Here is a 12,829-nt window from a genome sequence, read left to right as displayed (position 1 = left end):
GGTGCACACGAGTATTGAGCATAGTCGAGATTGGTGCAGATCACTTCTGATATTGAACTGTCAGGAGCTGGCTGCACAACAGCCATTACGCCCAATCAACTGGTGCAGTCGTCTTCTGAAAATGACACTGGTCAGCGTCTCATTTTTCTTGAATTCTGAGCCACCGCAAAAGGCGGGGAGGCTGTCAGATGGCGCGGCGAAGCTTGCTCACGGCAGAGGAACGTCGACGGCTTTTCGAGCCGCCGACCAGCGATCGCGAGATCGCTACCCGTTATACGCTCTCCCCGGAGGATCTCGACTGGATCGAGGAGCGACGGCGTCCAGCCAACAAGCTTGGCGCCGCTGTACAGTTGGCGCTCCTGCGACATCCCGGGTTCGGCTGGGCTGCGAGTACGCCTGTCGCGCCGACGCTTCTGAATTTCATCGCCGAGCAGATCCACGTTCCACCAGAGGCCTTGGCCAATTACGGCGGGCGGGGTCAGACCCGAAGCGAACACCTGACGGCGCTCCATGCTCGCCTTGGCCTTCGCGCTTTCAGCCGCTCGGACCTGCGATTGGCCATAGCCATCGCGGCCGACGCGGCGCGATCAACCGACAAGGGCGGACCGATCGCCGAAGCGATCATGACGCAGCTTCGTCGCCGAGGCATCGCTTTTCCGTCGTCGGACACCATCGAGCGCATTGGGCTGGCAGGACGTGCGCAAGCGAGGCGACAATCGGCTGCCGATCTTTTGGCGAGTTTGTCAGAGGCGCAGCTTGCGGCGCTGGACCAGCTGCTCGTCAATGATCCGAGCCTTGGCAAGTCCGCGCTGGCCTGGCTGCGCGATCTGCCCGAAGCCCCGAGCGCCCTCAACATGGGCGCATTGATGGAGCGGTTGGACTATGTCCGCGCCATCGACCTGCCGCCGAAAATCGCCGAGTCGATCCACGAGCGGCGCTTCGACCAATACGTCCGCGAAGGCGCGATTGCACCGGCGTTCCTGCTCAACGGCTATAGCGTTGGCCGTCGACGCGCGACCGTCGCCGCACAGCTTCTCGATCTCGAGCGCCGGATCAGCGATGCGGCCATCGACATGTTCGACAAGATGGTCGGCTCTCTCTTCGCCAAGGCCAGGCGCGGCCGCGAGCGGCAGTACCAGGCCAGTCAGCGCGAGGTGGCCCAACTGATGGGTCTGTTCAGCGGCGTCATCGCCTCTGTCGAGCGCGCCCGGGCCGATGGTCGTGACGTGCTTGACCAAATTGATGCAGACGTCGGCTGGTGGAAGGTGGTCGCCGCGCGGCCGAAAATCGACGCCTTGGCTTCCCTGGCGTTGCAGGATCCGCTCGTCAGCGCCGCGGAACGCTATGGCGCCCTGCGTCGCTTTGCACCGGCGTTCCTGGCTCACATGCGGTTTAGGGCTGGAACGGGCGGCGCGCCGATGCTCAAAGCGATCGCGTTGCTGAGGGAGCTGAATGCCGGCGAGCGCAGGCAGCCTCCAGACGACGCGCCGATGCCATTCGCCTCGAAGGCTTGGAAGACCCTCGTCAAGCCTCCCCGGGGTCCGATCAACCGGCGCCTCTATGAGACCGCCGTCATCGCCACACTGCGCGACCGGCTCCGCGCCGGCGACGTCTGGATTGAAGGCTCCAGAGCTTACCGGAGGTTCGACGACTATCTGATCCCGCAAGACGACGTCGCCGAGCAAGCCCAATCCCTGCCGGTGACCGTCGAGATGGGCGCCTACTTGAGCGGGCGGGCCGGCCTGCTCGATCAGCGTCTCGCCGCCTTCGCCCGAAAGCTGGCCCGGGGCGACCTCGAGGACGTCTCGCTTCAGGGCGAGGCTTTGTCGGTCAAGCCGATCAAGGCCAGCACGCCCGATGAGGCGCGCGTGCTCGATCGGGCGATCGACGCCTTATTGCCGCGCATCCGGATCACCGAGCTCCTCGCCGAGATCGACGCTTTGACGGGCTTTTCCTCAGCGTTCCGAGAACTCCGGTCTGGTCGGGCGCACGACAATCCCAGCTGCGTGCTGGCCGCTGTTCTCGCCGATGCGACCAACCTTGGTCTGGAGCGCATGGCCAACGCCAGTCAGGGCGTTACCTATGCTCAGCTCGCTTGGACGCAGAGTTGGTATCTCAGCGAGGAGAACTACCGCGCGGCCTTGGCCAAGATCATTGATGTCCACCATAGCCAGCCCTTCGCGCGTCACTGGGGTGATGGGCTATCGTCCTCGTCGGACGGCCAGTTCTTCAGGTCTGGACGCCGCCGCTCCGGCGCGGGCGACATCAACGCCAAGTACGGGCCTGAACCGGGCTTGCGGGTCTTCACCCATCTCTCCGACATGCACGGGTCGTTCCACACCAAGGTGCTGTCGGCGACAGCGTCGGAGGCGCCCTATGTCCTGGACGGCTTGGTAGGCCGGGGAGGCGGCGAGCACTACACCGACACCGGCGGAGCGACCGATCACGTCTTCGCCCTTTGCCATCTCCTGGGCTACAGGTTCGCGCCGCGTCTGCGCGACATTCAGGATCGGCGCCTCGCCATCGTCGGGGTCAAGCCCCGCCACAAGATCCTGGAGCCGCTGCTAGGTCGGCCCATCCGCGTCGACGTTGTCGAGGAGAATTGGGACGACATCCTGCGCTTGGCCGCTTCCATCAAGGCCGGCGCCGTCGCGCCCTCGGTGATGTTGAAGAAGCTGGCCGCCTATAAGCGGCAGAACAGGCTTGATCTTGCGCTTTCGGAGGTGGGCCGCATTGAGCGCACCTTGTTCACGATCGACTGGCTCGAAAGCCCGGATTTGCGGCGTCGCTGTCAGGCCGGACTCAACAAGAGCGAAGCCCGTCATGCCCTGGCCCAAGCCGTCTTCGTCCATAAGCAAGGTCGGATCGCCGATCGCACCTTGCAGAACCAGCAACACCGGGCGTCAGGCCTCAACCTGGTCATCGCCGCCATCGCGCTTTGGAACACATTATATATGCAGCGCGCCGTTGATCATCTTCGCGCCAATGGGCAGGAGGCGCCCGAACGCCTCATCGCCCACCTGTCGCCGATGAGCTGGCAGCACATCGGCCTCACGGGCGACTATCTCTGGCGTGATGCCGCCCCAGCGTCGGCCGCCGGCGAGCGGCCGCTTCATGATCCGCGCGATCGGTTGTTTAGAGCGGCTTGAACCATGTTCGCGCATCGTTCTTCTTAGCGTACTTTAGCGAACAAACCTTGAGGTGAGCCCAGTTACGCGCCGGCCGTTCGACAAGATGGTAGGCGACCATCGCGGCCAGCTGACAGGCCACGAAAGCTCCGGCCCAGGCCAAGGCGATCCCCGCGCCGGACAGGCTTGGCGCCAGCCTTTCCAGGGCGTGGAAATAGACGATGTCGACTGGAAGGTGGACCATGTAGAGGCTGTAGGAGACCTCGCCGAGATAGACGAGCGCCGGCGCCGACATCGCGCCTGGCTTCGCGGCCTTGGACGTCTCGGCCAGGCAGAAGATCAGCATCGCCAGAGCCGGCCAGATATAGAGATCGCTCAGTCGCAGGCTGGCGGCGATCGCCACCCAGGCCGTCGCGGCGAGCGCGCCGAATCCGGCCGTGCCGGCCGGCAGGCTCAGGCTCGATCCCAAGCGATGCAGGGCCGCGCCCATCAGGAAGGCCGGGATGATCCGCAAGGCGCCGATCTGGGCGCTCATGTCGGTGAACAGCACCCCGCGCCCCTGGGCCGTCAGGAACATGGCGACGAACAGGGCGAGCACGGCGAGGACGAAGAGGCGTGGCCGACGCCTCAGCGACACCGAGGCGACGGCCGCGACCGGAAAGCCGAGGTAGGCGAACCACTCAGCCGAGATCGACCAAGAGGGGAAGTTCCACTGCACGGTGGGCGTCGTGCCCCAGGCATGCACCAGCAACAGGTGCTGGGGGAGCATGCGCGGGTCGAACGCCTGGGGATCGAAGCGGACCCCCAGCTTCAGGGCTGCGAGCCAGATGGCGATCGTCGCGGCCAGGGTGACCAAGTGGACGGGATAGACCCGCGCCAGACGCGCCCATAGAAAGGAGCCGTAGTTGAACCGGCGCTCGGCCCAGGCGCGTGTATAGACGTGGCTGAGGATGAACCCCGACAGGATGAAGAAGAGGTCGACGCCGAGGTAGCCCTTGGCGGCCAGGCCAAAGCGCTCGAGGCCGAGATCCAGGTGGTTGCGGAAATGATAGACGAGCACCCACAGCGCCGCGCAGATGCGCAACGACGTGAGCGGACGGATGTCCGACGGATACATGGTCCCTCCCCCGAGGTGATGGTTGGGGCCGGCGAGCGCCGGCCCGGTGGGCGCTAGAGCGCGGTCAGGCCGACGATGGTCTGGCCCTGCAGCTTGAAGCGCACCTTGGTCCCGACGCTCAGGCCCTTCAGGAGGGCGGGATCAGCGACCTTGAAGGCCATGGTCATCGGCGGCCACTTCAACGCCGGGATCGCTTCATGGGCCAGAGTGACCTTGGCGGCCTTGGCGTCGATGGCGCGCACGACGCCGACCGCCTCGACCGCCGCGCTCGCCTCGGCCGCATGGCCTGCGTGGCCGGCATGATCGTCCATGCCGGCCATCTGGGCGGCGGCGGGCTGACCGGCAAGCGCAAGCGTGGCGGTCGCGGCGGTGATGGTGAGTATCTTCATGAGCAGGCTCCTTGGGATCGTCGGCGGGCTAGAACCAGGCTCGCAGGCCGACAACGAGACTGGTGTCGGAAACGTCTTGCCCCAGGGCGCGCGCGTAGTCGGCGGTCCGCCCGAAGCGCTTGGCCCACGTCACGCCGACGTAGGGCGCGAAATCGCGACGAACTTCGTAGCGAAGGCGCAAGCCCAGCTCCGCGTCCGACAGGCCAGAGCCGGTCTGGGTCTCGGGGATGTCCTGGGCCGAGAGGTTGAGTTCGGCGCGCGGCTGCAGAATCAAGCGCTGGGTCAGGCGCCAGTCGATCGCCCCTTCGACCCGGCCGAGCACGTCGCCCTTGTTCGACAGGAACAGCGCGCCGCCGGCCTCGATCCAGTAGGGCAGCAGGGTCTCGAAACCGACCGTGGCGTAGGTGCGTGACTTGGGCTCGACGTCCTGGCGCACGCCGACCTGCACGTCGGTGTAGAGGCCCACGGCGCGCGAGTAGAGCGCCTGGACCTCGCCGGCCTCGACGCCGTGGCGGTCGCCTTCGCCCTCGGACTTCAGGACCAAGCGGTTGAGGTCGCCGCCGAACCAGGCCTCGCCATCCCAATGATAGCCGTCGCCGCCCGAGCGCGCCTGATATTCGAGGAGATTGACCATCACCTGCGAGGCCTGGGCGCCGCCATGCTCCTGCCGAAGCACGGCGCGAGCCCGGTCCATGGCGGCCGGATCAAAGACCTTGTCGGCCAGGTGATCGGCGGGCGGCGGCGGCGGGGCCGTTTCGTGATCAGGCAGAGGCGGCGGTCCCATCGCTTCGGCCTGGCTTTCCGACTGAGCGGGGACGCCCATGCCGGGCATGGCGCTCATGTCATGGCCCGCGTGGGGGTCGGCCGCCGGCGCGGCCTGTGGCTTGGGCATGGCCATGCCCGGCATGGCGCCCATGTCGTGTCCGGCATGGGGGTCGGCGGCCGGGGCCGGGCTTGCCGGCGCGGGTTTGGGGCTGGTACTCGGCGCGGCGGGCGCGCTGGTGTGACCAGCGTGCTGGGCCAGGGCCGGGGCCGCCCAAAGGACCGGCAGGAGGGCGATCAGCGGGGCCTTCATCGCGCGCCCTCCACGGGGGTGTCGCGCACGCTGAAGACCTGAAACATCCCCGCGTGCATGTGGTAGAGCATGTGGCAGTGGAAAGCCCAGTCGCCGGTCTCGGCGGTGAAATCGAAGCTGACGCGGCCGCCCGGCAGGACGATGACCGTGTGCTTGCGCGGCATGTGCCCCGCCGGTCCGAAGGCTAGTTCGAAGAAGTGGCCGTGCAGGTGGATCGGGTGGGCCATCATGGTGTCGTTGACCAGGGTGACCCGGACCCGCTCGCCGTGACGGAAGGCGTAGGGCGGCGGCCGGTCGCTGAACTTGCGCCCGTCGAACCCCCACATGAACCGCTCCATGTTGCCGGTCAGGTGGATGTCGAGGGATCGCTGCGGGGCGCGGGTGTCGGGGTTCGGTTCGAGCGCCGCCAGATCGCGATAGACCAGCACCCGGTGGCCGACGCTTTCGAGGCCCTGGCCGGGCTCACCAGTGCGATCCATCGGCATCGGCGCGATGGTCTGGACGCCCGGGCCAAGTTTGACCTGTGGCGCGTTGTCCGGATTGCGCATGGACATGTCCATGCCGCCCATGTCCATCTTACCCATCACGTCGCTTCCGCGCTGGCGCGGCGGCGCCATGCCGGGCGCGGGGCTCGTGGCGCCATGCCCCATGGCCCCGTGGTCCATGCCGGACATGTCCATGGACCCGTGGTCCATGCCGCCCATCTGCATGCCGCTCATATCCATGCCCATGTCACGCATGGTGGTCAGCGGCCGCTCGCGCAGCGGCGGGACCTCGGCGCTCATGCCCAGCCGCGGCGCCAGAGTGGCGCGGCCCAGCCCGGAGCGGTCGACCGACTCCGAGACGATGGTGAAAGCCCTGTCCTGCGTCGGTTGGACGATGACGTCATAGGTCTCGGCGTTGCCGATCTGGAACTCGTCGACCTCGACGGGCCGCACGTACTGGCCGTCGGCGGCGACCACGGTCATGCGCAGGCCGGGAATCCGGACGTTGAAGACCGATTGGGCCGCGGCGTTGATGAACCTCAGGCGCACGCGCTCGCCCGGCGAGAACAGCGCCGTCCAGTTGTCCTCAGGCCCGTGGCCGTTGACCAGGAAGGTGTAGGCCGCGCCGGTGACGTCGGAAATGTCGGTCGGGTCCATCAGCATCTTGGCCCAGTCCAAGCGCTCGGCCAGGGTTTGATCCTTGCCGGCCAGAAGCCCGCCGATGGTCTGGCGCTGGTAGTTGAAGGCGCCGCTCTGCTGCTTGAGCTTCTTGAAGATCTGGTGCGGGTGCAGGCGGCTGAAGTCCGACAGCACCACGACGTGCTCGCGGTCGAAGGCCACCGGATCAGGACCGGCCGGGTCGATGATGATGGGCCCATAGTGGCCCATCTGCTCCTGCAGACCCGAATGGCTGTGGTACCAGTAGGTCCCCGACTGCCGGACCTGGAATTCGTAGACGAAGGTCTCGCCCGGCTTGATCCCCGGGAAGGTTACGCCGGGCACGCCGTCCATCTGGAAGGGCACGAGCAGGCCGTGCCAGTGGATCGAGGTGTCCTCGTCGAGCGTGTTGGTCACCGACAACCGGACATGCTGGCCTTCCTTCAGCCGGATCAGCGGCCCTGGAACCGTGCCGTTGATCGTCACGGCGTGGGCGCCCTTGCCGTCCACCGTGACCGGCGTGTGGCCGATAGTCAGCTTGATGTCGTCGCCGGAAAGAGCGGCCGGCGCGCGGCCAGGATCGCCCGCCGCGCGCGCCCAGGACGGCAGGAGGCTCGCGAGCGTGGCGCCGCCGCCGAGTATGGCGAGCGATTGGAGGAAATGACGGCGATCGAAAGCCGCACTGGATCGACGCATGACAGCCCTTTGACGATGACGCGCCAGCGAAGCCATGACGGCCGCAACGCGATCTCTAAGGTGGCTACGCGCAGAAACTTCGCCCCCCTCATCGGCGGGCCAAAAAAGTCAGGAGTCGACCAGCCAGTCGGCCAGGCGCTTGCGGGCGCGGTAGGCGCGCGTTTCGATCGTCTTGACGCTGACGCCCAGGAACGCCGCAGCGTCCTGCTGCGAGTAGCCTTCCAGATAGGTGAGAATTAAGGGCTCCTTGAGCTGGTCGGGAAGACGCGCGATCGCCGCCTCCAGGCGCGACAATTGCTCAGCGCGCAGGCTCGCCGCCTCCGGGCCTGGCGTGGGGTCGGCAGGGTCGGGAGCGCCCGGCGCGTCGATCGAGCGTTCGCCCAGGATCAGCCGGCGAACCAACAGGCGCCGCCCCCGGTCGCGGCACTTGTTGAGGACGATCGCCCGCATCCAGGCGCCGAACGGCCGGGCCGGATCATAGCGATCGAGCGCCTTCCAGGCGGCGACGAAGCTCTCCTGCACTACCTCATGGGCGGCTTCGGGGTCGCCGACATGGCGTCGGGCGAAGGCATGCAAGGAGCTCTTGTGCCGGCGCATCAGCGTGCTGAAGGCGCGCTCGTCGCCGCGCGCCGCGCGCCTGGCCTGCGCGCCGTCATCATCCTCGCCAAGACCGGCGGTCACGGCGTCTCGTTCGTGAGCGCCTCGCTGACGCGGCGGTCGAACTTGGCCGCCTGCTCGGGGGTCAGCACCTTGCGCATCGCCAGGACGTGCTGGACCGTCTCCAACTGCAGCGCTCCCATGGCCGCATGGAAGCGCTCGACCGCGGCCTCGACCTCGGGGCCGTATTCGTGGCGCGCCTGGATGGCGGCGGCCAGCTGGGCGTTGGCCGCACGCAGCTCGGCCTCCCGGGCGCGACGACGCACGGCGAAATCCTGTTCGAGCGCCTCAAGCCGGCGATCCTGATCCACGCTGAGCTTCAGTTCGTGGTGGACCATCTCATGCAGCGACTGGGCATGGGGCCTGGGCAGGAACCGGCCCGAGCCGAGCCAGCCTCCGGCGACCCCGGCCAGCAGGGCCAGGACGACGGTCAGCACGGCGCCGCGCGAGATCCGGCGCATGTCAGCGACCGCCCAACAGGGTCGATGGCGCCAAGTGCGCGTCGACCGAAAACGCGGAGATCTCGGAGGGCGCGCGCGCGGCGGCGTTGGCCGCGAGGCTGCCGCCGACCATGCCCAAGCCCAGGGCCGCGACGATCGAGGCCGCGCGCAGCGGCACGAGTGCGTTCGCCGCGCGCCGGCCGTCGCGCCAGGTGTCGATCCTGGCCCAGACCTGACCTTCCAGACCGTGCAGCTGAGCGTGCGGTTGTCGCCGCAACGCTTCGAAAAGTTCGTCGAGCTTGTCGCTCATCGCCGATCCCCTGACTCTACATCCCTGCATACGCAGCCCGCGGTCCGATCCCTCGGGTGAAGGATGACGCGCCCCGACGCAGAGTGTGAACGACGGATGGCGGGCGGGGAACGCCCTATGCGCAAGACGGCCGTGCAAAGCCACAAGCGTGCGGGCCAGCCGGTCCGGCGCCCGCCAAGGATTAGCGGGGGCGCGCGAGCATCGCGCCCATCTGGTCGATCTCCTGCTGCTGGCCCTTGATGATCGTGGCGCAAAGGCGCCGGATCTCAGGATCCTTCACCGGCGCGCGTCCGCACATCAGGATCGCGCCAGCGTGATGCGGGATCATCGAGCGCAGGAACTCGCGGTCGCCGACCAGCCACTGCTGGCGGATGGCCGCGAAGCACAAAACCCCGATGACGAGGCTGGACGCGACCAAGCCGCGGTTGAGGCCTTTGCTCGGATACATCATGCCCATGAGAAGAAGTTCGAGCACCACCATCGGCGCGGTCATCAAGCCGGCCATGTAGGCCTGGTTGAAGCTTGGATGGATGTTCGCGGCCCTATCGACCATGGCGTACATCAGGACGTACATGGCCAAGAACGACAGGGCGGTCATGACCGCCAGGCGCAGGTAGGGCCTGTGGTGTTGATGATTTTCCGGCGCGTGCTGCTCGGCCATGACGCTCTCCTGGAGCCCGGCGCAGCCGCTACCACGGTCGCGGCGCGCGGATGTCCAAACCGGATTCGACGCTCCCAAAACCGGCGAACGACGCCCCCGTTCCGCTTCTGAAAATATTCGGCGCGAAGGCGCGAATGGGTCGAGGGATGATCCGGGCCGGTGCGTATTGGACCGGATCGGCGGCTTTCAGGGCTTGGCTTCAAGCCCTCGCTAGTCCGCGCCGCGGTCGCGGCGAACCGCGTTCAGGGATTGTCCGTACATGACGACGCCGTGCGACTGCGCTAAGCTTGCCCGATGCTAAGGCATGCGCTCGCTTTCCTGGCCGCCGTGGCCCTCGCGTTCAGTCCGCTGGCGGTCAATGCCGCGCGGGCCGATTGCGACATGGCCGGCATGGACGCGATGGCTATGGTCGCCATGGCCCCCGCCGGCGACGACGCGGCTCAGGCCGATCCTTGCTGCGACCACGGCAAGGCCATGTCGGCCAAGGATTGCGCCAAGGCCTGCGCGGTCAGTTGCGCGTTGTCCGTCGCCGCCCCCTGCGAGGGCTCGGCGATCCCGGTCACCGTCAGCTATCGCGTCGAGACCAGCTGGTCGAACACCAGCGGTCGCACGCACCGTCTTATCCCCGAAGATCCGCCTCCACGAACGATCGCCTAGGACCGGCCCAAAGGCCGATCCACGTCCATCGCTCGTTTCACGCGCCCGCCCTGCCCGGCGCGTGTGATCGCCCGCGCTCGCGCGGGCTGGCTTCCCGATCTTCAAGGATGACCCTCATGTCTCCCCGCATTATCGCGCTGGCGCTCGTCGCCAGCCTTGCTTCCCTGGCGACGGCGTCGGCCGCCGCGCCACGCGCCTGCGGCCATCTGCAGGCCGCCCCCGCGCCCGCCAACCCCAAGGACGTCTTCCGGCGCGCCGCGTGGGTTTGCGACATGCCGGCCGATTGTATGCCGCACGCCGTCGACGGCGTCGACGGCGCGTCCCAACCGGCCCGCTCGCCTCGCTAGCTCGGGTGGGACGGGCGGGGGCTGATCCCCTGTCTTCGCCCGTCACGTCCGGCCCCGGCGACGCGGCTGCAAACGCCTCGCCGGGGCGCTGGCCCCTTCACGGCTGCCTCCAGGATTTTCGCCCATGCGTATTCTCCCTCTTCTGGCCGGACTGAGCTTGGCGAGCGTCGCCCATGCCGCGCCGCTCACCTACGCCCAGAGCCTCGATGCGGCCGCCGCCAACGCGCCGGCCCTGCGCGCCGCCGCGCTGCAGGTCGAGGCCGCCAAGGCCTCGGCCAAGGCCGCCGGCGCCTTGCCGGATCCCAAGCTGGCCCTCGGCTTGGACAACTTCCCGGTCTCGGGTCCCCCGGCCGGGCGGTTTGGCGCCGACGAGATGACCATGGCCCGGGTCGGCTTCAGCCAGGACATGCCCAGCGCCGCCAAGCGCCAGGCCCGGATCGGTCGGGCCGAAGCCGACATCGTCACGGCCGGGGCCGAGGGCGCGGTCGAGGCTCGCCAGGTCCGGGTCGCCACCGCGCTCGCCTGGATCCAGCTGCTCTACGCCCAGCGCAAGCTAGCCGCCCTTGACGGGGTGGTCGCCCAGCTTGCCCCGCTATGGAGCGCCGCGCCGTCCGGCGTCACCGCGGGACGTTCGCGGCCCGCCCAGGCGCTGGAAGCGGCGCAGATGCGCGCTGCCCTGGAGGACCGTCGCAGCGAAGCGGTCTCCGAACTAGGCCGCGCCCGCGCCATGCTGGCCCGCTGGACGGGCGACGCCGATCCGCAAGCGGTCGGCGAAGCGCCCGACCTCTATCTCGCCCCCGCCACTCTGAGGGCGGCGATCGATCGCAATCCCGCCGTGCTGGCGAAAGACGCCGCCGCCCGTCAGGCCCAGGCCGATGTCGCCCTGGCCAAGGCCGACAAGCGCCCCGACTGGAGTTGGGAGGTGGCCTATCAGCGCCGCGACCCGATGTTCGGCGACATGGTCTCGGCGGGGCTCAGCATCAGCCTGCCGCTATGGGGCAAGAGCCGCCAGGACCCGATGATCGCGGCGCGCGCCGCCAGCGCCGGCCGTGCAGACGCCCAGCGCGAGGACGTTCGCCGGGCGCTGAGCGCTCAGCTCGAAGCCGATCTCGCCGACCACGTCATGCACCACGAGCAATGGCTGCGGGCCCGCGACACGCTGCTGCCGCTCGCAAAGCAAAAGGCCCAGCTGGAGACCGCCGCCTATGGCGCCGGCACGGCCGGTCTGCCCGATGTGCTGACCGCCTTCTCCGGCCTGGCCGACGCCCAGCTCACCACCCTCGATCGCGAGGCCGCCGTTGCGCTCGACGCCGCCCGCCTGACCCTGACCTACGGAAACGACCAATGACCCCGTCCCCCTCGATGAAGGCGCTGCTCGCGGGCGCCGCCGCCCTGGTCGTCCTGGCTGGAGCCGGTGGCTACGGCCTGGCCCGCCTGACCGCCAAGCCGGCGATGTCGCAGCCTTCGGCCGACGACCGCAAGGTGCTCTACTGGTACGACCCGATGGTCCCGGCCCAGCACTTCGACAAGCCGGGCAAGTCGCCGTTCATGGACATGCAGCTGGTGCCCAAATACGCCGGCGAAGCCGAGGCAGGCGGTTCGGCGGCGGGCGTGCGCATCGATCCGTCGGCCGCACAGAACCTGGGCTTCCGGCTGGCGACCGTGGAGGAAGGCGCGCTTTCCAGCGGCTTGACCGCCACCGGGATCGTCGATTTCAACCAACGCGACGTCGCCGTGGTCCAGGCCCGCAGCGGCGGTTTCGTGCAGCGGGTCTATGGCCGCGCGCCCGGCGACGTGATCGCCGCCGGCGCGCCGCTGGCCGACCTGCTGGTCCCCGAGTGGGGCGGCGCCCAGGCTGAATATCTGGCCGTCCGGCGCACCGGCGACGCGGCCCTGACCGCCGCCGCCCGCCAGCGTCTAAGGCTGCTGGGCATGCCCGACGGCGTGGTCGCCGGTCTCGACCGCGACGGCCGGCCGCGCACCACGATCACCGTCGCGGCGCCGCTGGGCGGTGTTGTGACCAAGCTCGACGTGCGAGCGGGCATGACCGTGGGCGCCGGCCAGACCCTGGCCGAGATCAACGGCCTCTCGAGGGTCTGGGTCACGGCCGCCGTGCCCGAGGCGCAGGCCGGGCAGCTGCGTCCGGGCCAGGGCGTTGGCGTCACCCTGGCGGCCTATCCGGGCGAGACCCTGCGCGGGACGGTCCAGGC

13 protein-coding genes are annotated in these 12,829 nt (G+C 68.4%); 5 read left to right on the top strand and 8 right to left on the bottom strand.

Annotated elements, in window-relative coordinates; all coding sequences use genetic code 11:
• The first annotated feature begins 188 nt into the window (after positions 1 to 188).
• Entirely contained in the window at positions 189 to 3,149 is a 2,961-nt protein-coding gene (locus tag ABDW31_RS25120; protein WP_343699822.1) for a Tn3 family transposase, read from the top strand.
• Here the strand turns inward: ABDW31_RS25120 and ABDW31_RS25115 are convergent.
• From ABDW31_RS25115 to ABDW31_RS25080, 8 genes are all read right to left on the bottom strand, one after another.
• Positions 3,136 to 4,245, bottom strand: a complete 1,110-nt coding sequence (locus ABDW31_RS25115; protein ID WP_343699821.1) for an acyltransferase — start codon at positions 4,243 to 4,245, stop codon at positions 3,136 to 3,138. The genes ABDW31_RS25120 and ABDW31_RS25115 overlap by 14 nt on opposite strands.
• 53 nt (positions 4,246 to 4,298) lie before the next feature.
• The gene (locus ABDW31_RS25110; RefSeq protein WP_168077123.1) at positions 4,299 to 4,634 is read right to left on the bottom strand and encodes a copper-binding protein; all 336 of its coding nucleotides are present in this window, start codon (positions 4,632 to 4,634) and stop codon (positions 4,299 to 4,301) included.
• Between the two features lie 28 nt (positions 4,635 to 4,662).
• Positions 4,663 to 5,709, bottom strand: coding sequence for a copper resistance protein B (locus ABDW31_RS25105; protein ID WP_168077121.1), 1,047 nt, complete (start codon positions 5,707 to 5,709; stop codon positions 4,663 to 4,665).
• Positions 5,706 to 7,547, bottom strand: coding sequence for a copper resistance system multicopper oxidase (locus ABDW31_RS25100; protein WP_343699820.1), 1,842 nt, complete (start codon positions 7,545 to 7,547; stop codon positions 5,706 to 5,708). Before ABDW31_RS25100 ends, ABDW31_RS25105 begins: the two co-directional genes overlap by 4 nt.
• A 108-nt stretch (positions 7,548 to 7,655) precedes the next feature.
• Positions 7,656 to 8,228 carry an RNA polymerase sigma factor gene (locus ABDW31_RS25095; protein WP_343699819.1) on the bottom strand — a complete coding sequence of 191 codons (573 nt, stop codon included), beginning with the start codon at positions 8,226 to 8,228 and terminating at the stop codon, positions 7,656 to 7,658.
• Complete coding sequence (locus ABDW31_RS25090; RefSeq protein ID WP_343699818.1) at positions 8,225 to 8,665, bottom strand: periplasmic heavy metal sensor; 441 nt, start codon at positions 8,663 to 8,665, stop codon at positions 8,225 to 8,227. The genes ABDW31_RS25095 and ABDW31_RS25090 overlap by 4 nt, the downstream gene beginning before the upstream one ends.
• A 1-nt stretch (position 8,666) precedes the next feature.
• Positions 8,667 to 8,954 carry a hypothetical protein gene (locus tag ABDW31_RS25085; RefSeq protein ID WP_099579177.1) on the bottom strand — a complete coding sequence of 96 codons (288 nt, stop codon included), beginning with the start codon at positions 8,952 to 8,954 and terminating at the stop codon, positions 8,667 to 8,669.
• Positions 8,955 to 9,135: 181 nt separating this feature from the next.
• Positions 9,136 to 9,615, bottom strand: a complete 480-nt coding sequence (locus ABDW31_RS25080; protein WP_343699817.1) for a DUF305 domain-containing protein — start codon at positions 9,613 to 9,615, stop codon at positions 9,136 to 9,138.
• Positions 9,616 to 9,909: 294 nt separating this feature from the next.
• Here ABDW31_RS25080 and ABDW31_RS25075 point away from each other — a divergent pair, with 294 nt between their 5' ends.
• The 4 genes from ABDW31_RS25075 to ABDW31_RS25060 all read left to right on the top strand — a co-directional run.
• Positions 9,910 to 10,272, top strand: a complete 363-nt coding sequence (locus tag ABDW31_RS25075; protein WP_304279904.1) for a hypothetical protein — start codon at positions 9,910 to 9,912, stop codon at positions 10,270 to 10,272.
• Between the two features lie 116 nt (positions 10,273 to 10,388).
• On the top strand, positions 10,389 to 10,619 hold the full coding sequence (locus ABDW31_RS25070; protein WP_343699816.1) for a hypothetical protein: 231 nt from the start codon (positions 10,389 to 10,391) through the stop codon (positions 10,617 to 10,619).
• Positions 10,620 to 10,743: 124 nt separating this feature from the next.
• Positions 10,744 to 11,967, top strand: a complete 1,224-nt coding sequence (locus ABDW31_RS25065; RefSeq protein ID WP_343699815.1) for a TolC family protein — start codon at positions 10,744 to 10,746, stop codon at positions 11,965 to 11,967.
• Positions 11,964 to 12,829 (top strand): efflux RND transporter periplasmic adaptor subunit (locus tag ABDW31_RS25060; RefSeq protein ID WP_343699814.1); only part of this gene is annotated, 866 nt, incomplete at its 3' end. The genes ABDW31_RS25065 and ABDW31_RS25060, both read left to right, overlap by 4 nt.

This window comes from Caulobacter sp., from assembly GCF_039596335.1.
GTDB lineage: Bacteria > Pseudomonadota > Alphaproteobacteria > Caulobacterales > Caulobacteraceae > Caulobacter.
The sequence above is the reverse complement of the archived record's forward strand: the minus strand, read 5'-3'. Positions and strand labels throughout refer to the sequence as shown.

What these genes read in the sequence shown, in the direction of transcription:
- ABDW31_RS25105 (WP_168077121.1), bottom strand. Translation starts at nt 5,709, where the DNA reads ATGAAGGCCCCGCTGATCGCCCTCCTGCCGGTCCTTTGGGCGGCCCCG.
- ABDW31_RS25080 (WP_343699817.1), bottom strand. Translation starts at nt 9,615, where the DNA reads ATGGCCGAGCAGCACGCGCCGGAAAATCATCAACACCACAGGCCCTAC.
- ABDW31_RS25100 (WP_343699820.1), bottom strand. Translation starts at nt 7,547, where the DNA reads ATGCGTCGATCCAGTGCGGCTTTCGATCGCCGTCATTTCCTCCAATCG.
- ABDW31_RS25075 (WP_304279904.1), top strand. Translation starts at nt 9,910, where the DNA reads ATGCTAAGGCATGCGCTCGCTTTCCTGGCCGCCGTGGCCCTCGCGTTC.
- ABDW31_RS25090 (WP_343699818.1), bottom strand. Translation starts at nt 8,665, where the DNA reads ATGCGCCGGATCTCGCGCGGCGCCGTGCTGACCGTCGTCCTGGCCCTG.
- ABDW31_RS25120 (WP_343699822.1), top strand. Translation starts at nt 189, where the DNA reads ATGGCGCGGCGAAGCTTGCTCACGGCAGAGGAACGTCGACGGCTTTTC.
- ABDW31_RS25085 (WP_099579177.1), bottom strand. Translation starts at nt 8,954, where the DNA reads ATGAGCGACAAGCTCGACGAACTTTTCGAAGCGTTGCGGCGACAACCG.
- ABDW31_RS25065 (WP_343699815.1), top strand. Translation starts at nt 10,744, where the DNA reads ATGCGTATTCTCCCTCTTCTGGCCGGACTGAGCTTGGCGAGCGTCGCC.
- ABDW31_RS25110 (WP_168077123.1), bottom strand. Translation starts at nt 4,634, where the DNA reads ATGAAGATACTCACCATCACCGCCGCGACCGCCACGCTTGCGCTTGCC.
- ABDW31_RS25070 (WP_343699816.1), top strand. Translation starts at nt 10,389, where the DNA reads ATGTCTCCCCGCATTATCGCGCTGGCGCTCGTCGCCAGCCTTGCTTCC.
- ABDW31_RS25115 (WP_343699821.1), bottom strand. Translation starts at nt 4,245, where the DNA reads ATGTATCCGTCGGACATCCGTCCGCTCACGTCGTTGCGCATCTGCGCG.